General features: G+C 69.7%; 19 protein-coding genes. 12 read left to right on the top strand and 7 right to left on the bottom strand.

What is annotated here, in order from left to right; translation table 11 throughout:
* Positions 1 to 2: 2 nt before the first annotated feature.
* From A5708_RS07510 to A5708_RS07455, 12 genes are all read left to right on the top strand, one after another.
* Positions 3 to 500, top strand: coding sequence for a hydrogenase maturation protease (locus A5708_RS07510; protein ID WP_065028016.1), 498 nt, complete (start codon positions 3 to 5; stop codon positions 498 to 500).
* A gap of 3 nt (positions 501 to 503) precedes the next feature.
* Positions 504 to 770, top strand: coding sequence for a HypC/HybG/HupF family hydrogenase formation chaperone (locus tag A5708_RS07505; RefSeq protein WP_065028015.1), 267 nt, complete (start codon positions 504 to 506; stop codon positions 768 to 770).
* 1 nt (position 771) lies between these two features.
* A complete protein-coding gene (gene hypF / locus A5708_RS07500; protein WP_065028014.1) occupies positions 772 to 3,147 on the top strand; it encodes a carbamoyltransferase HypF in 2,376 nt (791 codons plus the stop codon).
* Positions 3,144 to 3,863: a HypC/HybG/HupF family hydrogenase formation chaperone gene (locus A5708_RS07495; protein ID WP_065028013.1), complete on the top strand. Its 720-nt coding sequence runs from the start codon at positions 3,144 to 3,146 to the stop codon at positions 3,861 to 3,863. Before hypF ends, A5708_RS07495 begins: the two co-directional genes overlap by 4 nt.
* Positions 3,860 to 4,534: a D-sedoheptulose-7-phosphate isomerase gene (locus A5708_RS07490; protein WP_065028012.1), complete on the top strand. Its 675-nt coding sequence runs from the start codon at positions 3,860 to 3,862 to the stop codon at positions 4,532 to 4,534. Before A5708_RS07495 ends, A5708_RS07490 begins: the two co-directional genes overlap by 4 nt.
* Before the next feature lie 49 nt (positions 4,535 to 4,583).
* Positions 4,584 to 5,696, top strand: a complete 1,113-nt coding sequence (gene hypE, locus A5708_RS07485; protein ID WP_065028011.1) for a hydrogenase expression/formation protein HypE — start codon at positions 4,584 to 4,586, stop codon at positions 5,694 to 5,696.
* A gap of 66 nt (positions 5,697 to 5,762) precedes the next feature.
* Positions 5,763 to 6,035 (top strand): HypC/HybG/HupF family hydrogenase formation chaperone, encoded by a 273-nt coding sequence (locus A5708_RS07480; protein WP_065028010.1) that lies wholly within the window; start codon positions 5,763 to 5,765, stop codon positions 6,033 to 6,035.
* Positions 6,036 to 6,046: 11 nt separating this feature from the next.
* Entirely contained in the window at positions 6,047 to 7,186 is a 1,140-nt protein-coding gene (hypD, locus tag A5708_RS07475) for a hydrogenase formation protein HypD (RefSeq protein WP_065028009.1), read from the top strand.
* Positions 7,187 to 7,189: 3 nt separating this feature from the next.
* Positions 7,190 to 7,936, top strand: a complete 747-nt coding sequence (locus A5708_RS07470) for a DUF6390 family protein (protein ID WP_081292852.1) — start codon at positions 7,190 to 7,192, stop codon at positions 7,934 to 7,936.
* A gap of 21 nt (positions 7,937 to 7,957) precedes the next feature.
* The gene (locus tag A5708_RS07465; RefSeq protein ID WP_065028008.1) at positions 7,958 to 9,082 is read left to right on the top strand and encodes an alkaline phosphatase family protein; all 1,125 of its coding nucleotides are present in this window, start codon (positions 7,958 to 7,960) and stop codon (positions 9,080 to 9,082) included.
* A gap of 306 nt (positions 9,083 to 9,388) precedes the next feature.
* Positions 9,389 to 9,778: a hypothetical protein gene (locus A5708_RS07460; RefSeq protein WP_231117839.1), complete on the top strand. Its 390-nt coding sequence runs from the start codon at positions 9,389 to 9,391 to the stop codon at positions 9,776 to 9,778.
* 152 nt (positions 9,779 to 9,930) lie between these two features.
* Positions 9,931 to 10,887, top strand: a complete 957-nt coding sequence (locus A5708_RS07455; RefSeq protein ID WP_065028006.1) for a PPE family protein — start codon at positions 9,931 to 9,933, stop codon at positions 10,885 to 10,887.
* On the opposite strand, the gene A5708_RS07450 is transcribed toward A5708_RS07455, so the two are convergent.
* From A5708_RS07450 to map, 7 genes are all read right to left on the bottom strand, one after another.
* Positions 10,884 to 11,663, bottom strand: coding sequence for a 3-oxoacyl-ACP reductase (locus A5708_RS07450; RefSeq protein ID WP_065028005.1), 780 nt, complete (start codon positions 11,661 to 11,663; stop codon positions 10,884 to 10,886). The two genes, A5708_RS07455 and A5708_RS07450, sit on opposite strands and share 4 nt — an antisense overlap.
* A 3-nt stretch (positions 11,664 to 11,666) precedes the next feature.
* Positions 11,667 to 13,031: an aldehyde dehydrogenase family protein gene (locus tag A5708_RS07445; protein ID WP_065028004.1), complete on the bottom strand. Its 1,365-nt coding sequence runs from the start codon at positions 13,029 to 13,031 to the stop codon at positions 11,667 to 11,669.
* Positions 13,028 to 13,768, bottom strand: coding sequence for a gamma-glutamyl-gamma-aminobutyrate hydrolase family protein (locus A5708_RS07440; RefSeq protein ID WP_231117838.1), 741 nt, complete (start codon positions 13,766 to 13,768; stop codon positions 13,028 to 13,030). Before A5708_RS07440 ends, A5708_RS07445 begins: the two co-directional genes overlap by 4 nt.
* Complete coding sequence (locus tag A5708_RS07435; protein ID WP_065028002.1) at positions 13,749 to 15,143, bottom strand: glutamine synthetase family protein; 1,395 nt, start codon at positions 15,141 to 15,143, stop codon at positions 13,749 to 13,751. The genes A5708_RS07440 and A5708_RS07435 overlap by 20 nt, the downstream gene beginning before the upstream one ends.
* 20 nt (positions 15,144 to 15,163) lie before the next feature.
* Positions 15,164 to 15,715, bottom strand: coding sequence for an alpha/beta hydrolase (locus tag A5708_RS07430; RefSeq protein ID WP_065028040.1), 552 nt, complete (start codon positions 15,713 to 15,715; stop codon positions 15,164 to 15,166).
* A gap of 129 nt (positions 15,716 to 15,844) precedes the next feature.
* Entirely contained in the window at positions 15,845 to 17,347 is a 1,503-nt protein-coding gene (locus A5708_RS07425) for a cobyric acid synthase (protein WP_065028001.1), read from the bottom strand.
* 10 nt (positions 17,348 to 17,357) lie between these two features.
* On the bottom strand, positions 17,358 to 18,215 hold the full coding sequence (gene map, locus A5708_RS07420) for a type I methionyl aminopeptidase (protein WP_065028000.1): 858 nt from the start codon (positions 18,213 to 18,215) through the stop codon (positions 17,358 to 17,360).
* Positions 18,216 to 18,336: the final 121 nt, after the last annotated feature.

Below are 18,336 nucleotides of genomic sequence, written 5' to 3'. Positions count from 1 at the left end.
CCATGACGACGCGCATCCTGGTAGCCGGGATCGGCAACATCTTCCTGGGCGACGACGGGTTCGGCTCCGAAGTGGTCCGCAACGCCGAACTGCCCCAGGACGATCCGACGGTCCAGGTCATCGACTACGGCATCCGGGGCATGCACCTGGCGTATGACCTGCTCGAAGAGTGGGACACGCTGGTCCTGGTCGACGCCGTGCCCAGCCAGGGCCATCCCGGCACGTTGCACGTCTTTCAGGCCGACCACGATTCGTCGCCCGAGACGAAGGGCCTCGATGGACACAGCATGGATCCCGCCGAGGTCTTCGCCAGCCTGCGGGCACTGGGCGGCCACCCGCCCTACACCGTGGTCGTCGGCTGCGAGGCGGGCAGCGTCCAGGAGGGCATCGGGCTGACCGAACCCGTCGCACAGGCCGTCCCGCGGGCGGCACGTGCGGTGGAGGAGATCGTCGCGGCGTTGCACGGCGCCACACCCGCGACGGCCGAAAAGGGGTGCTGAACCATGTGTTTGGGCATACCGGGTCAGGTCATCGCAATGCTGGACGGTTACGAGGGCCAACTCGCACTCGTCGACGTCACCGGTGAACAACGCAAGGTCAACGTCGGCATGTTGCCGGAGGAGACGTTCGCGCCCGGCGACTGGGTGATCATCCACATGGGCTTCGTCGTCGAGAAGACGGATCAGGCCGGGGCCGAACGGGCCATGGCCGGCCTGGAATTGATGGGACGCGGCCGCACCGACCTGACGCCCCACTCGGAGGCCGGCTGACATGACCGACACCCCCCTGCTGTTGCGGCCCGGCCCCCCTGACACTCGGCAGCGCGTCACGGTGACCGGCGTGGTACAGGGGGTCGGCTTCCGTCCGTTCGTGCATCGGATCGCAACCGAGCTGGGCCTGGCCGGATTCGTCGGTAACGACTCAGGTGCGGTCTTCCTCGAGGTGCAAGGCCGGCCCGCCCCGGTGGCGGAATTCGGGCGCCGGCTGTGTGCCGAGGCGCCGCCGCTGGCACGGATCGCCGAGGTACGGTTCGCCGACGTCGCCGCCGATCCCGCCTGCCCACCCGAATTCCACATCGTGCCAAGCAGATTGGTCGCCGGCACCACCACCCCCATCCCGCCCGACATCGCGGTGTGCGACGACTGCGTCGCCGAACTGTTCGACCCGCTCGACCGGCGTTACCGGCACCCGTTCATCACGTGCACCAACTGCGGTCCGCGGTTCACCATCATCACCGAGCTGCCCTACGACCGGCCGGCCACCACGATGTCGCCGTTCGACATGTGTGCGCGCTGCGCCACCGAATACCACGACCCGGCGGATCGCCGATTCCACGCGCAGCCGATCGCCTGCCCCGACTGCGGGCCGAGCCTGTGGTTCGCGTCGCCGGCCGGGCGGGTGAGCGGCTCGGACGCGGCGCTGACCGCCACCCAGGACGCCCTGGCATCCGGCGCCGTGGTGGCCATCAAGGGTGTCGGCGGCTACCACCTGGCCTGCGCCGTCGACGACGAGGCGGCCGTCGGCGCGTTGCGGACACGGAAAGCGCGCGGCGCCAAGCCCTTTGCCATGTTGGTGCGCGACCTCGACGTGGCGCGCCGCTACGCCCTCATCGACCCCGCCGAGGCCGCGGTGCTGTCCAGCCCGGCCCGCCCGATCGTCTTGCTGCGGCGGCGCGCCGGCGCGCCGGTCGCCGATGCCGTCGCACCGGGCAGCCCGCTGCTGGGGCTGATGCTGCCGTACTCCCCCATTCATCACCTGCTGCTGGCGCCGGTACCCGGCTGCACGAGACGGGCGCCCGACGCACTGGTGCTGACCAGCGCCAACCGCTCCGATGAGCCCATCTGCTTCACCGATGACGACGCCGCGCGCAGACTTCTGCGGCCTCCTGCCGCTCTGTGCGATGCGGTACTCGACCATGACCGGCCGATCCACGTGCCGTGCGACGACTCGGTGGTGCGCGTGGTGCGCGACGAGGAGGGTGCCCACGAGCTGCCGATCCGGCGATCCCGCGGCTACGCGCCGCTGCCGATCGACCTCAAGCTCGAGGGCCCCGCCGTGCTGGCCGTGGGCGGTGAGTTGAAGAACACCTTCTGCCTCACCGACGGCCGCCGGGCCTACCTGTCCGGACACATCGGCGACATGGCCACCTGGGAGACGCTGCGCGCGTTCGAGCGGGCGGTGAGCCAGCTCAGCGAAATTCGTGGCCGGCCGGGGCGGCTGGCCGCCGACCTGCATCCCGGCTATCACACGCGGAGCTGGGCGGAGCGTCACGCGGACGAGCGTCCGCTGGATCTGGTCCAGCACCATCACGCCCACGTGGTGTCGCTGCTGGCCGAACACGGGCGCCTCGGCGAGCCCATCGTCGGGGTCTCCTTCGACGGCACCGGTTACGGCTGCGACGAAACCATTTGGGGCGGCGAGATTCTCACCCTCGACACCCGGAGTCATCGTTTCGTTCGGGCCGGCCACCTGTCGGCGGTACCGCTGCCCGGTGGCGACGCGGCCGTGCGCAATCCGTGGCGAATGGCGCTGTCCCAGCTCTGGACGGCCGACATCGACTGGACCCCCGGCCTGGCGCCGGTGGCCGCCGCGACCGCCGACGAACTGCGGCTCATCCGTTCACAATTGGAGACCGGGGCGGGCTGCGTGCCCTGTTCGAGCATGGGCCGCCTGTTCGACGCGGTCGCCTCCCTGCTCGGGGTGCGGCACCGCATCGACTACGAAGGGCAGGCCGCGATCGAACTCGAGGCGCTGGCGCAGTCGGCCGGGGAAACCCGCACGCGGCCGTCGTTGCCGCTGGCGGTGAGTTCCGACGGGGTGATCGATCCGGGCCCGATGGTGCAGACGATGGTCGCGGCGCTGTACGCCGGAACACGACCGGCGTTGCTGGCCGCGGCGTTTCACCAAGCCGTCGCCGTCGCCGTCGCCGAGGTCGTCACCCAGGTGGCGGACGGCACCACGCTGGTGGGCCTCACCGGCGGGGTGTTCCAGAACGTCCTGTTGCTGGACGCCTGCCGTACGCAGCTGCGGCAGAACGGGTTTGAAGTGCTCACGCATCACATCGTGCCACCGAACGACGGCGGGCTGGCCCTGGGACAGGCCGCGGTGTCGGTGCTGACCGCACAGGAGGAGGGGTTGACGCGATGATCACCACCGCCATCGATCGCGGGCTGAGCGCCGAACTGGCCGAAGACCTCGCCGCTACCGCCCTGACGCTGGCCAAGCGATTCGCCGCGGGCGCAACCATGTGGTCCATCGCGCCGTCGTGGGAACCCCATGCGCTGCACATCGCGGTCGAATTCGTCCACCCGGTGATCATGGGCAAGCGCGCCCTGCCGGCCGTGGCGTTGACCGGGCCCGATCTGGTGGACCTGGCGCGGGTGTCGGTGCGCCCCGGCGACATCGTGGTCGCGATCTCCGGTGCGGACAACGCGGACGTGCGCTCGGTGATGCGCCGCGCCCCGGCCTGGGGCGCCACCACGATCTGGATCGGCAGCGGCGATGCACCCCCGGCCGCCGCGGCCGATCACGTGCTGTGGCTGGACGATCCCGACCCGCGCGTGCCCGCCACCGGAGGCTTCGTGCTGTTCTACCACCTGCTGTGGGAGCTGACCCACGTGTGCTTCGAACACTCAGGGCTGCTCAAACCCAAACCCGACGACGAGGTCTGCGTCACGTGCAGCGACGAGGGCCGGCTCGGCGAAGTGGTGAGTGCTTCGGTCGACGGACAGGCCCGGGTCCGCACCGCCCGGGGGGTCGAGGACGTGGTCACCACGCTCGTCGACCCGGTCGCCGCCGGCGAGTTGGTACTGGTACACGCCGGAACGGCGATCAGCCGCGTGCATGAGGAGGACGCTTCATGAGTCCCACCGACGAGCCCACCAACTTCTTGTACCCGTTCATCGACGCCGAAGAGGACGACCCGTCGGCGCTGCTCGCCGACCTCGCGGCGTCCGCGCAGGCCAAGGCGTCCGAAAGCCTCGCGCTGCGCCGCTCCACCCTGGAAGCCAACGCCGACCTGCTGGCGGCCGCCGGCGCCGAACTGGCGCGCCGATTCGCCTCCGGCGGAAGGATGTTCACCTTCGGCAACGGCGGCAGCTGCACCGACTGCACCACGCTGGCCGGACTGTTCGCGCGCCCACCGCTCGGCAATCCCCTGCCGGCCTGGTCGCTGACCGCCGACCAGGCGATCCTGACCGCACTGGGCAACGACGTCGGGTTCGAGCTGGTGTTCGCCCGGCAGCTGATCGCCCGCGCGCGCGACGGCGACATCGCGATCGCGATGTCCACCAGCGGCAATTCGCCCAACCTGCTGGCGGCGCTTGCCGAGGCGCACAAGCGCGGCCTGTACACCATCGGATTCTCCGGCTACGACGGTGGCGCCTTCGTGAACAACCCGAACGTGGACGCCTGCTTTGTCGTTCGTTCGCAGAGCGTGCACCGCATTCAGGAATCCCAAGCGCTGGTCGGCTACCAGTTGTGGCTGGCGGTCCACGATTGCCTTGGCACGGCTCAAGATTGGGGAGCGGCATGATGAACACGCCCGCGACGATGCAGAGCGAAGCGATGAGGAGGAGCGGCGCATGAACAAGTCGGCGGGCGACTATCTGTCGTCGGGGCCGCGGTTCGGCGAAGGCGACGTGATCGAGCGGATCGAGTCGTTCCGCCGTCGCCGCCCCCGGCTGCTCGACGATCATGTGACCCTGGCCCACGGTGCCGGCGGCAAGGCGTCGGCGGCGCTGGTGGACGCGGTGTTCGTGGAGGCGTTTCGTAATCCGCTGCTCGAGTCGCTGGGCGACGGGGCCGTCCTGGCGCTGCCCAGCGGCGAGCGGGTCGCGATGTCGACGGATTCCTTTGTGGTGCAACCCCGCCGGTTCCCCGGCGGGTCCATCGGTCAACTCGCCATCCACGGCACCTGCAACGACCTCGCGGTGGCCGGCGCCGTGCCGTCCTGGATCTCGGCGGCGTTCGTGCTCGAAGAGGGTTTCCCGATCGCCGAATTGAAAGAGATCGTCGCCGACATGGCCGCCGCGGCCGCGGCCGCCGGCGTGCAGGTCGTCACCGGCGACACCAAGGTGGTACCCAGGGGCGCGGCCGACGGCCTGTTCATCACCACCGCCGGAACCGGCGTCATCCCCGCGGGCCGCGTGCTGTCGGCGCAGTCGGTACGCGCCGGAGACAAGGTGCTGCTGTCCGGGTCGATGGGCGATCACGGCATGGCGGTGATGCTCGCCCGGGGCGACCTGGCCATCGAGGCCGACATCGCCTCCGACACAGCGTCGGTCAGCCCGTTGGTCGAGTTGTTGATGGCGGCCGCCCCGTCCGCCCGGTGGATGCGCGACGCGACCCGCGGCGGGGTCGGCACGGTGTGCAACGAATTGGCCCAGGCCTGCGGCCTCGGGGTGCTGCTCGAAGAGGAACGACTTCCGGTGGCGCCCATGGTCAATGGCGCCTGCGAACTGCTCGGCATCGACCCGCTCTATGTCGCCAACGAGGGCAAGTTCGTCGCCGTCGTCGCACCGGACGAGGCCGAGGCCGGGCTGGCCGCATTACGGTCGCACCCCCTGGGCGCGCAGGCGGCCGAGGTCGGGGAAATCGTCACCGAACCCGCGGAAAGCGTGGTGTTGCGCACCGGATTCGGGGGGACCCGGATCGTCGACATGCTGGTCGGCGACCCGCTGCCCCGGATCTGCTGACGTGGCGATCGCAAGCGCGGCGAAGCCGGGCGCAGCGGGTCGCCACGAGACGAAAGGAGCAGAAAGATGTGTCTGGGAATTCCGGGCCGGATCGTGGAGATCACCGATCCCGCCAACTGCCTGGCCAAAGTTGACGTCAGCGGAGTGCAACGGACGATCAGCGTCCGGCTGCTGGAGAACGACATGCCCGCACCGGACGACTGGGTGCTGGTGCACGTCGGTTTCGCGATGGCCAAGATCGACGAGACCGAGGCGCTGCTCACTCTGGCCGCCATCAAGAAACTCGGCGACACCTACACGACCGAAATGCAGGCCTTCGATTCGTCGGCCATCGTTTGACAGGAGCGGCAATGAAATTCGTTGACGAATTCCGCGACCCGGCCGCGGCGCGCAAGCTGTTGACGGCCATCGAGCACCTGGCCGGGAACGGCGGTGAGAACTTCAAGTTCATGGAGGTGTGCGGCGGGCACACGCACACCATCTACCGGCACGGCATCGAACACCTGCTGCCCGACAACGTCGAACTGGTGCACGGCCCGGGTTGTCCCGTCTGCGTGATCCCGATGGGACGCATCGACGATGCGATGTGGCTGGCCGGCCAACCCGACGTGATCTTCACCTGCTTCGGGGACATGATGCGGGTGCCCGGCTCGCACGGCAGTCTGCTGGACGCCAAGGCTCGCGGGGCCGACGTGCGGTTCGTCTACTCGCCGCTGGACGCGCTGAAGATCGCGGTCGACAACCCCGGCAGGCAAGTGGTGTTCTTCGCCATCGGTTTCGAGACCACCGCGCCCTCGACCGCGGTCACTCTGGTGCGGGCGCGCGAATTGGGCCTGCCCAACTTCAGTGTGTTCTGCAATCACGTCACCATCGTGCCGCCGATCAGGGCCATCCTGGAGTCACCGGACCTGCGGTTGTCGGGTTTCATCGGCCCCGGGCACGTGTCCACCGTGGTGGGCAACCGGCCCTACCGGTTCGTCCCGGAGGTGTATCGAAAGCCGTTGGTGGTGGCCGGTTTCGAGCCGCTGGACATCCTGGCCTCGGTCGCGATGCTGCTGCGTCAGATCCGCGAGGGTCGCTGTGAGGTGGAGAACCAGTACAAGCGGGTGGTGCCCGAGCACGGCAACCCCGCGGCGCTGGCGTTGATGGGCAAGGTGTTCGCGCTGCGTCCGCACTTCGAATGGCGTGGGCTGGGCTTCATCTCGCAGAGCGCGCTGCGGCTGCACGACGATTTCGCCGAGTTCGACGCCGAGCTGCGGTTCGCGATGCCCGGCGTGCGGGTCGCCGACCCGAAGGCCTGCCAGTGCGGTGAGGTGCTCAAGGGTGTGCTCAAGCCTTGGGAATGCAAGGTTTTCGGCACCGCCTGCACACCGGAGACACCGATCGGAACCTGCATGGTGTCGCCGGAGGGCGCGTGTGCGGCCTACTACAACTTCGGCCGCATGCACCGCGACGCCGTCAAGCTGGTGGGCCAGGCCGGTCGGGGGTGATCCTTGGCCGATCCGGACAGCCGCGACGCGGGCGCCGAGATGTTCGCCCGCTACGCCTACGCGCCCAACGCGCTCGGCTACTGCGGTCCGCCGTTGGGGGCCACCCTGCGCGACGGGTCGGTCGCGGACGTGCGCAGGGCGGCGACCAAGTTCTCCGGCGCGTGGCCGTACCTGCGGGTGCTGTCGAAACTGACCGGCATCGCCGACCCGCTGGATTACCGCCTGGTCGAATCGTATTGGCTCGGCGGCGGCGTCGCCGCCGGCCTGGACCCGCAGGAATTCTTCGACGCGCTGCTCGCGATCATCGGCCCGCAGGCAGGCCACTACTGGTCGCACCTGACCGCGGATCTGGCGTGCGAGGCCGCCGGCAACCACTGCTTCCACGTGTTCGGGGTGTATCCGTGGACGCGGTTCCTCGGCCGGGGTATGGACGAGCAGCCGCTGAGCGTGCTGGATAACTGCCGAATCACCTCCGGGACAGTGCTTTCCCGCGACGCCGACCGCGTCGAGGTGTTGTGCCGAAGGCTGGCCTGGGACGGCCGGGCGCTGGCCCTGTCGAAACCGTCGGCGCGCGTGCTCGAGGTGTGGGCCGACGGGTACAGCGCCGTGCCCGACGTGGCCGCCGGTGATGTGGTGGCGATGCACTGGGGCCGGTTGTGCGGCCGGCTGTCGCCGGCGCAGCTCTGTGCGCTGAGCGACAGCACGAATCGGCAGCTGCTGGCCACCGGGCACCGACTGGCGCGCGTCTGACTTCACCGCCAGACTGGCCCCGTGCCTGGTTCGCTGTGCGACGTGCTGCCCGCCGCGGCCGCCCTGCTCGGGGTCCCGGATGCGGTTGACAACCTGGCGGTGGCGGACTGGGCCGGCGCCGACCGGATCGACCGGGTGCTCGTCGTGCTGGTCGACGGGCTGGGCTGGCACCTGCTTCCGCGGCTGGCCGGCGGCGCGCCGGTGCTCGCCTCCGTGCTGGCCGGTTCCACCGGGCGGCTGACCCGGCTGGACTGCACGTTCCCATCGACGACGCCGACCAGCCTGGTGTCACTGGGCACCGGTGCGCTCCCGGGCGAGCACGGAATCCTGGGCTTCACGCTCAAGATGCCCGGCACGGACCGGGTGCTCCACCACGTCCGGTGGCGCGACGACCCACCCCCGGCCATCTGGCAGCCGGTGCCGACCTGGTTCGAACGGCTCAAAAACGCCGGCGTGAGCGCACGCGCCGTGCTGCCGGCCGCGTTCCTCGGCAGCGGACTGACGGAGGCCGCGTACCGCGGCGCCGAATTCCACCCGGCCGGCCCCACCGACGACTACGCGCGGCTGCTGGCCGACGAGCTGCGCGCGGCGCCCGGGCTGGTCTACGGCTACACCGCGGAGCTCGACACCGCCGCCCACGTCTTCGGCATCGGCTCCGAGCAGTGGCATACCGCGGCGACCAACATCGACGCGCTGCTGTCGCGCCTGCTCGACGCGCTGCCCGCGAACGCGGCGGTGCTGGTGACCGCCGACCACGGCGGCATCAACGTCCCAGCGGAAGCGCGCATCGACCTCGACACCGATCCCCGGCTGGCCGAGGGAATCCGGGTGGTGGCCGGCGAGCCGCGGGTGCGGTATCTGCACACCGAGCCGGGCGCCGCCGCCGACGTGCAGGCCGCCTGGGGCGAGCTGCTGGACGGCTGCGCCACCGTGTACAGCCGCGAGCAGGCGGTGGCCACCGGGATGTTCGGGCCGGTCGATTCCCGGAACCTGTCGCGCCTCGGCGACGTGGTGGTCGTCTGTTCCGGCGACGCCGCGGTGCTGGCCAGCGCGCACGAGCCCCCGGAAACGGCCCGCCTGGTCGGCTTTCACGGCGGAGCCACCCCGGCGGAGATGGCGATCCCGCTCCTCGCTTACCGGCCGTAGCGCCTGTCGTTGGCCGGTGCTACCGGCAGTTCAATTAGGTCGCCGATTCGGGCCGGCCCGGTTCACGCTCGCCATTCACGGCGTCGCCGACTTCAACGAGCTCATCGATCCCCGGGGTCAGATCGCTGATTGGTGGGCGCCAGCCGCACCACCTGCGCAAACCCACATCGGACTCGGATCGAGTTCACAGCTCGCTGGGACCGTTCACCGATTTTCGCGCGGTACATTCGGTGCACTGTGGTTTTCCGGGGCGTTGGCGTAACTCGGCGATGGCAGCTGGCCATCGCGGTTACCGCGGCACTTGGGGTGTTCACCGCCCTGGTCACGGGCTCGTGGGTGCGGCCCAACTTCGCCGCGGCGGCGCCGCCGGAGCCGGCGGCATGGTCAGCGGCAACCGTCGGCACCCAGGCCGGGTTGACGCATGAGCGTCCCGTCGCCATCGGCCAGGCTGCCCCGGCCGCCGCGCGGTCTTTCGCACCGGCGAACAAGACCCACACGAAGCCGTTCCGCAGCGCGTGGATGACCAAGGAACGACCCCTGACGTGGAACCGGTTGTCACCGCAGTCGGTGCGGACGCCGGCGCCGTTGTCCTTCACCCCGATAAGGCTTGCGCCCGGCGGCACCCAACCCCGCGCGCCCGCGGCCATCGCGCCCGAACGAGATATCTTGACCCGGATCTGCGTCGCCCGCCGCTGATCGTCGCGTCCGGGCTGGGCGTGTTTCGCCGCCGCACGGTGTGCGCGCGACACGTGAGCCCCACGGCTTGTAACCCCCGTGTCTATCTCGTGAAAGAAGACCCTCATGTTTTCGGGCACCACTTGTACCGCCACAGGCAGGCGGAGGTCGTAATGAATTTCGCGGCGCTACCTCCGGAGATCAGCTCCGGGCTGATGTATTCGGGTCCCGGCGCGGGATCGATGATGCGCGCCGCGGCGGCGTGGGAAGCGTTGGCCGCACGGCTCTTCAGCGCGGCGGCCGACTACCGGGAGGTGACCGCACGGCTGGCGGCGGACGGCGAGGGCGCGGCGCTCAGCCAAGCCGCGGCACGCTACGTGGCCTGGCTCGACGCGGTCGCGGCCCGCAGCGAGCACGCGGCCGCCCAGCTCACGGCGGCGGCCGGCGCGCATCAGTCGGCCTTCACGGCGACGGTGCCGCCACCGGAGATCGCCGGCAACCGGACGCGACGAATGTCGCTGGTGTCAACGAACTGCCTGGGCCAGCGGAGCGCGGCGATCGCGAACGTCGACGCCGAGTACGACGCGATGTGGGCGCGAAACGCCGACGCCATGCATGCCTACGCCGAGGCCGCGGCCGGTGCCGCGACGATGGCCCCCTTCCCCGCTCCTCCCGGCAATCCCGCTGTGACGAAACGCAATTGGGCTCTGCAGTCCGCGCCGGACGTCATATCCGCCGGCTGTGAACTGATGTCGGCGATACCCGACGCCCTCAAAGGACTGTCGTCGTCACCGCTGAGCACGCTCGAAGCGTCTCTCGCCGCGGTCACCCCATCGCTGTCGAAACTGAATTCGGTGACCGCGCCATCGGACTTCGCAATCGGCCACCTCAATTCGCTGAACAAGACCGCGGCCCTGCAATCGCTGTTCCCCAAGCCCGCTGTCACCAACGGCGTGGACGCCGGCCTGGGCCGCGGGACGCCGGTCGGTGTGCTGTCGGTGCCGCGCGCCTGGGCGGCCGCCGCCCCGACGATGGAGCGGCTGCGCGAGGACCGGGCCGGCGAGCCCATCCGACTGGTCGCGATCAGCGAGCATCCCGGGTCACATGCGGCCGATAAGTACGGCGGTTAGAGCGGGGTGACGTAGGCGGCGCTGATCCCGCCGTCGACCATGAACGTCGAAGCGGTGATGAATGACGCGTCATCGCTGGCCAAAAACGCTACCGCCGAAGCTATTTCGTCGGGGTTGGCGAATCGTCCCACCGGGACGTGCACCAGCCGGCGGGCGGCCCGCTCGGGGTCCTTGGCGAAAAGCTCTTGCAGCAGCGGGGTGTTGACCGGCCCGGGGCACAGCGCGTTCACCCGGATGCCCTGCCGGGCGAACTGCACGCCCAGTTCGCGCGACATGGCCAGCACCCCGCCCTTGGAGGCGGTGTAGGAGATCTGCGACGTCGCCGAGCCCAGGACGGCGACGAACGACGCCGTGTTGATGATCGAGCCCTTCTGCGCGGGAACCATGTGCCGCAACGCCGCCCGGCAACACAGGTACACCGACTTCAGGTTGACGTCTTGGACGCGTTGCCACGCCGGCAGTTCCGTGTTCTCGATGAGATCGTCGTCGGGCGGCGAGATACCGGCGTTGTTGAACGCGATGTCGACGCGCCCGTGGGCCAGCGCCGCAGTGTCGAAAAGCGCGTTGACCGCGGCCTCGTCGGACACGTCGGTGGACACGAACAAGCCGGACAATTCGTCGGCCGCCGCGCCGCCGGCGTCGGCGTCGATGTCGCCGACAACGATCGTGGCGCCCTCGGCATGCATCCGCCGCGCCGCGGCCAGACCGATGCCCCCGCCGGCGCCGGTGACGACGGCCACGCGGCCCGCCAATCGTTGGGTGAGATCGACCGCCACCGCCTAGTCCTCTCTGATCGCGATGAACACGTTCTTGGTCTCGGTGAAGTGAAGCGGCGCGTCCGGGCCCAGCTCACGGCCCAGCCCGGACTGCTTGAACCCGCCGAACGGCGTGCTGTACCGCACCGACGAGTGCGAATTCACCGATAGATTGCCGGATTCGATCGCCCGGGACACGCGCAGCGCGCGGGATAGGTCGTCGGTCCAGACCGATCCGGACAGCCCGTAGCTGGTGTCATTGGCCAACCCGATGGCGTCGTGCTCGTCGTCGAAGGCCAGCACCGTGACGACCGGGCCGAAGATCTCGTCGGTGGCGCTGCGGTCGGTGCGCTGCGGAGTCAGAACCGTTGGCGGGAACCAGAATCCGCGGCCGGCCGGCGCGGTGCCGCGGAAGGCGACGGGGGCGTCGTCGGGCACATACGAGGCGACCTTGTCGCGATGTGCGGCCGACACCAGCGGACCCATCTCGGTGTCCCGGGACGCCGGGTCGCCGACGACGACGCCGGTGACGGCGGGCTCGAGCAGCTCCATGAACCGGTCATAGACGCTGCGCTGCACCAGGATTCGGCTGCGGGCGCAGCAGTCCTGCCCAGCGTTGTCGAACACCCCGGCCGGTGCGGTCGCCGCGGCGCGCTCGAGGTCGCAGTCGGCGAACACGATGTTGGCGCTCTTGCCGCCGAGTTCCAGGGTCACCCGCTTCACCTGAGCGGCCGCGCCGGACATCACCCGCTTGCCGACGTCGGTGGACCCGGTGAACACGATCTTGCGGATGTCGGGGTGGGTGACGAACCGCTCCCCCACCACCGCGCCCGGACCCGGCAGCACCTGCAGCAGGTCCGCGTCAAGGCCGGCTTGCACCGCGAGCTCACCGAGCCGGAGGGTGGTCAGCGGCGTCGCCTCGGCGGGTTTGATCAGCACCGCGTTGCCCGCGGCCAGGGCCGGTGCGAAACCCCACGACGCGATGGGCATCGGGAAGTTCCACGGCGTGATCACACCGACCACGCCCATCGGCTCGTTGAACGTGACGTCCAGGCCACCGGCCACGGGAATTTGCTTGCCGGACAAGCGTTCCGGACTAGCAGCGTAAAAGTTCAGCACGTCGCGGACGTGACCGGCCTCCCATTCGGCCGACGCGATGGGATGCCCGGAGTTGGCGACCTCGAGCGCGGCGAGCTCGCCGAGATGGGCGTCGACGGCGGCGGCGAAGTCCCGCAGGCCGGTGGCCCGTTCGGCCGGGGACAGCCGCGCCCACCGCCGCTGGGCCGCCCGCGCCCGGCCCACCGCGTCGTCGACCGCGGCGGCGTCGGCGTGTTCGACCGAGCGCAGCACCTCCTCGGTCGCCGGGTTGATCAGCCGCGCGGCGCTCAACTCGCGCGCCCCGCGTAGGACCGGGCCGCGTCGACGATCGCGGCGAACAACCGCAGGTCTTCCAGCGACTGTTCCGGATGCCATTGCACCGCAAGCACAAACCTGTCGCCGGGCAACTCCAACGCCTCGACGACTCCGTCGGCGTCCCGCGCGCTGACCACCAGGCCGTCCGCCACCCGGTCGACGGCCTGGTGGTGATAGCTCGGCGCATCGGCGGACTCCCCGACCAGCGCGGCCAGCCGAGTGCCCGCCACGGTGCGAACCGGCAGCCTGGTGAACACCCCGCTGCCCGCCCGATGCCCGCTGTGGCCGAGGACGTCAGGCAGGTGCTGGTGCAGCGTGCCGCCCAGCGCGACGTTGAGCACCTGTGCGCCGCGGCAGATTCCCAGCACCGGCAGGCCACGGCGCAGCGCTCCTTGCAACAGCGCGAATTCCCAGGCGTCGCGGTCTTTGCGGGGTGCGTCGGTGGTCGGGTGCGGCTGCTGACCGTAGCTGGCGGGGTCCAGGTCGTATCCCCCGGTGATGACTAATCCGTGCAGGCCATCCAGTACCGCGTCGACGATCTCGGCGTCCACCGGCTGCGGTGGCAGCAACACCGCGATCCCGCCGGCCAGGATGACGCCTTCGAAGTACTCGGAAGGTAGGTACCCGGCACGGATGTTCCAGATGCCGGTCTGCACCTGTTCCAGATACGTCGTCAGGCCGACCACCGGGCGGCTAAAGGCGTTCAAACCCACGCATCCTCTCCCAGTCGGTGACCGCCGCGTTGAACGCCGCCAGCTCCACCCGGGCGTAGTTCAGATAGTGGGCGACCACGTCGTCGCCGAACACGTCCCGCGCGAGCGTCGAGTGCTCGAACACCGAGGCCGCCTCGGCCAGCGTGACGGGCAACCGCTCGACGCCGGGAGCCTGGTAGGCGTTTCCCGCGCAGGGCTCCGGTAGCTCGAGGCCCCGTTCGATACCGTACAGCCCGCCGGCGACCATCGCCGCCACCGCCAGGTAGGGGTTGACGTCGCCGCCGGGGACCCGGCACTCGACCCGGGTGTTGGGCCCGTGGCCGACCACCCGCAGCGCGCAGGTGCGGTTGTCCAATCCCCACGCCAGCGCGGTGGGCGCGAAGCTGCCGTCGGCGAATCGCTTGTAGGAGTTGATGTTCGGCGCATAGAAGAGTGTGAGGTCGCGCAGGGTGGCCAGCAGACCGGCCAAGAAACCGCAGAACGCCGACGACATGCCGTGCGGGCGGCTGGGGTCGGCGAACACCGCGCCGCCCTGCGGATCGCGCAGCGAGAGGTGAACGTGACAGCTGTTCCCTTCTCGCTCATCGTATTTGGCCATGAACGTCAGGCTCTTGCCGTGCTGGTCGGCGATTTCCTTGGCGCCGTTCTTGTAGATGACGTGGTTGTCGCAGGTGACCAGCGCGTCGGCGTACCGGAAGCCGATTTCCTGCTGCCCCCTGTTGCATTCGCCCTTGACGGCCTCGAATCGCAGGCCGGCGCCGACCATTCCCCGACGAATGTCGCGCAGCAGCGGCTCCATGCGCGACGACGCCGAGATCGCGTAGTCGATGTTGTAGTCGCTGGCCGGGGTCAGCCCGCGGTACCCGTTGGCCCAGGCCTGGCGGTAGGGCTCGTCGAACACGATGAATTCCAGCTCAGTCGCTACGTCGGCGGCCAGGCCCCGGTCGGCCAGCCGGTCCAGCTGGCGGCGCAGGATCGCCCGTGGCGACACGGCCACCGGGCTGCCGTCGGCCCAGCCCACGTCGGCGATCGCCAACGCCGTGCCGGGCAGCCAGGGAATGCGCCGCAGGGTGGACAGGTCGGGCCTGGCCACCGTGTCGCCGTACCCGGTGTCCCAGCTCGACATCGCGTACCCGCCCACGGTGTTCATGTCGACATCGACGGCGAGCAGATAACCACAGCACTCGGCGCCGTGGGCGGCCACCTGGTCGACGAACAGCCGCGCGTCGATCCGCTTCCCGACCAGCCGGCCCTGCATGTCGGCGAACGCGACGATGACGGTGTCCACCTCGCCGGTGCCCACGAGTCGTTCGAGCGCGGACAGCGACAACATCGCCGCGTTCGGATCGGTCACAGCACTTTCTTCACTGGCCATGACCGTCAGTCAACCAGGCGCTACCAGGTGCTGGTGCGCAAAATGATCTCGGCGGCCAGCTGGGCCGTCGACTCCTGCACGGTGCGCCGTCCCAGGTGCACCACCCGGTAATCGGCGTAGACGAAGCGCTGGCTGGCCTCGGCCACCGCCCGGGCGGCCGGCGAGCTGACCAACACGGTGGTGCCGATCTCGACCGGCGGGCAGTGTCCGTCGGTGATGGCGCCCTCGTAGTTGCTGGCCCGCGGGTGGCCGCGGTCGATCACCACCAGCCCGACGAACCGGCCCAGCTTGGTGGCGGTCAGCTCCCAGGCGAGTTCGCCGCCGGCGCGGTCGCCCATCACCACGGCCCACCCGATGCCCAGCGCGTCGAGGATGCCGATCATCGACTTGGGGGTCAGGCGCGGATCGAAGCCGACCACGACCGTCCGAAGCGACGCGGTGTGCAGCCGCTCGCAGACAGCGTCGTAGGCGGCCGGGGCGCGATCCTCGTCGCCCAGTATGACGACGACGACGCCGTTCTCCGGACCGCCCACAACCACCGGGACGGGGAACCCGTCCAGAGTGGTCATCATCGAGGACACCCAAGCACGCTACAGCCAAGCGGCATGCGAGCGCGACGATTCTGGGCATCTGGTACGCAAATTAGGTATTTTTACTATAGCGTCAACGGCAGCGTTCATACCGCTCGTGCACCGAATGCCCTACGGCGACAAGCGACTTGAGAGGACCGGTCGCCGCGGCGGACCATCAAGCAGCCTGAGAACACCCTCGATGTCGAGATGAGACGCCAGCAGGTCGGCGGCGAGATCGAGCTGGGCATCGCGGCGCGCGGCGACGTTGACGTCGCCGACCACGAAACCGCCGCGCCCGGCCGCATCGGCGACCCGGCGCAGCCACCCGCGCCGGAAATCGTCGTTGTCGAGCAGGCCGTGCCAGTGGGTTCCGAAGACCGCGCCGCGCATCACACCCTGCGGACGCTGGTCCGCATCGGCCGTGAACCAACCCCGCTCGGCACAGCGGGCGACCCGTCCATGATGGATCTCGTACCCGACGAGGGGCCGCTGCCAACGGCGCAGGGTCTTCTCGGGATCGAAGACGATGTCGGCGTCGAGCAGACCCAGGCCGGGCACGCCCGCGGTCCCGGATTCCACCGGATCGTCTAGGCGACTGCACAGCATTTGAAATCCCCCGCAGATCCCCAGCACCGGCTTGCCGGCGCCGGCGTGCGCGGTGATCGCGTCGGCCAGGCCGCGATCGCGCAGCCAAGACAGGTCGGAGACAGTGGCTTTGCTGCCGGGGATGACGATCAGGTCGGTGTCGGTGATGTCGGCGGGGTCGGTGACCCAGCGCACCAGCACGCCCGGCTCGCACGCCAGCGCCTCGACGTCGGTGGAGTTGGAGATCCGTGGCAGCCGGATCGCGGCCACCCGCAGCCAGTCCTGCCCGCGCGGAGGTGCGGGCGTGCCGACGACGCGGTGCGCGACCACCGACAGCGAGTCCTCGGCGTCCAGCCACAGCTCGTCGGCGTATGGCAGCACGCCATAGGTCGGGCGGCCCGTCATGTCGTGCAGCTGACGCAACCCGGGCTCGAGCAGCGCGGGGTCGCCGCGGAATTTGTTGACGATGAAGCCGGCGATCAGTGCCTGGTCGTCGGGTTCGAGCACCGCGACAGTCCCGAACAGATGCGCCAGCAGACCGCCGCGGTCGATGTCCCCGACCAGCAGCACCGGCAACTGCGCGGCCCGGGCCAGCCCCATGTTGGCCAGATCGGTGGCGCGCAGGTTGATCTCAGCCGGCGAGCCGGCCCCCTCGCAGATCACCACATCGAAATCGTCACGCAGGCAGGTCAATTCGTCGAGGACGACGGAGGCCAGCCGATCACGATGCCGCACATAGCTTTTGGCGCTGACAGAGTCGGCGACCCGACCCTTGATCACCAGCTGGGAGGTGCGGTCGCTGCCCGGCTTGAGCAGGATCGGGTTGAACCGCACGCTGGGTTCCAGCCCCGCCGCGCGCGCCTGGATCGCCTGGGCGCGGCCGATCTCGCCACCCTCGACGGTCACCACGGAGTTGTTGGACATGTTCTGCGCCTTGAACGGGGCGACCCGCACCCCGCGGCGGGCCAACAACCGGCACAGGCCGGCCACCACCACCGATTTCCCGGCGTCGGAGCTGGTGCCGGCCACCAGCAGCGCTCCGGTCATCCGGCAAACGTCATGGCAGGGTGAGGATTTCGACGCCGGTGTCGGTCACCAGCAGGGTGTGCTCGAACTGCGCGGTCCACTTGCGGTCGCGGGTGACCACGGTCCAGCCGTCGTCCCAGATCTCGTAGTCCAGGGCGCCGAGGTTGATCATCGGTTCGATGGTGAACGTCATACCCGGTTGCATGACGGTGGACACCGACGGCTGATCATAGTGCAGGACGACCAGGCCGTTGTGGAACGTGGTGCCGATGCCGTGCCCGGTGAAGTCGCGAACGACGTTGTAGCCGAACCGGTTTGCGTACGACTCGATGACGCGGCCGACGACCGAGAGGGCACGCCCGGGCTTGACGGCGTTGATGGCGCGCATCGTCGCCTCCCGGGTGCGCTCCACCAGCAGCCGGTGTTCCTCGGAGACGTCGCCGGCCAGGAAGGTCGCGTTGGTGTCGCCGTGCACACCGTCGATGTAGGCGGTGACATCGATGTTGACGATGTCACCGTCCTCGATCACGGTCGAGTCGGGGATCCCGTGGCAGATGACCTCGTTGAGCGACGTGCAGCACGACTTCGGGTAGCCCTTGTAACCCAGCGTGGAGGGGTAGGCGCCGTGGTCGACCATGTACTCGTGGGCGACGCGGTCCAGTTCGTCGGTGGTCACCCCGGGTGCGACGGCCTTGCCCGCCTCCACCAGCGCGGCGGCCGCGATCTGGCCGGCGACGCGCATCTTCTCGATCACCTCGGGTGTCTGCACCCATGGTTCGCTGCCCTCTTGGGCCGTGGACTTGCCGACGTATTCGGGCCGCGGGATGCGGCCAGGCACCGGCAGAGTCGGGGACAACTCTCCGGGGGAAAGCGCGGTGCGAGCAGGCATGCGACCAGCTTAACCGCGGTCCGGCGCGGCCCGACTGGGCGTCGAATGTGCGTCAGTGGCGCTGATTGTGTCTGTAGGGCGGGAATTCGCGAGTTTGCCCGCCCTCATCGCACACTCACCG

Origin of the sequence: Mycobacterium colombiense, from assembly GCF_001672755.1 — a bacterium.
GTDB classification, from domain to species: Bacteria; Actinomycetota; Actinomycetes; order Mycobacteriales; family Mycobacteriaceae; genus Mycobacterium; species Mycobacterium colombiense_C.
Note: the sequence above shows the minus strand (reverse complement) of the source record. Positions and strands in the feature narration are given on the sequence as shown.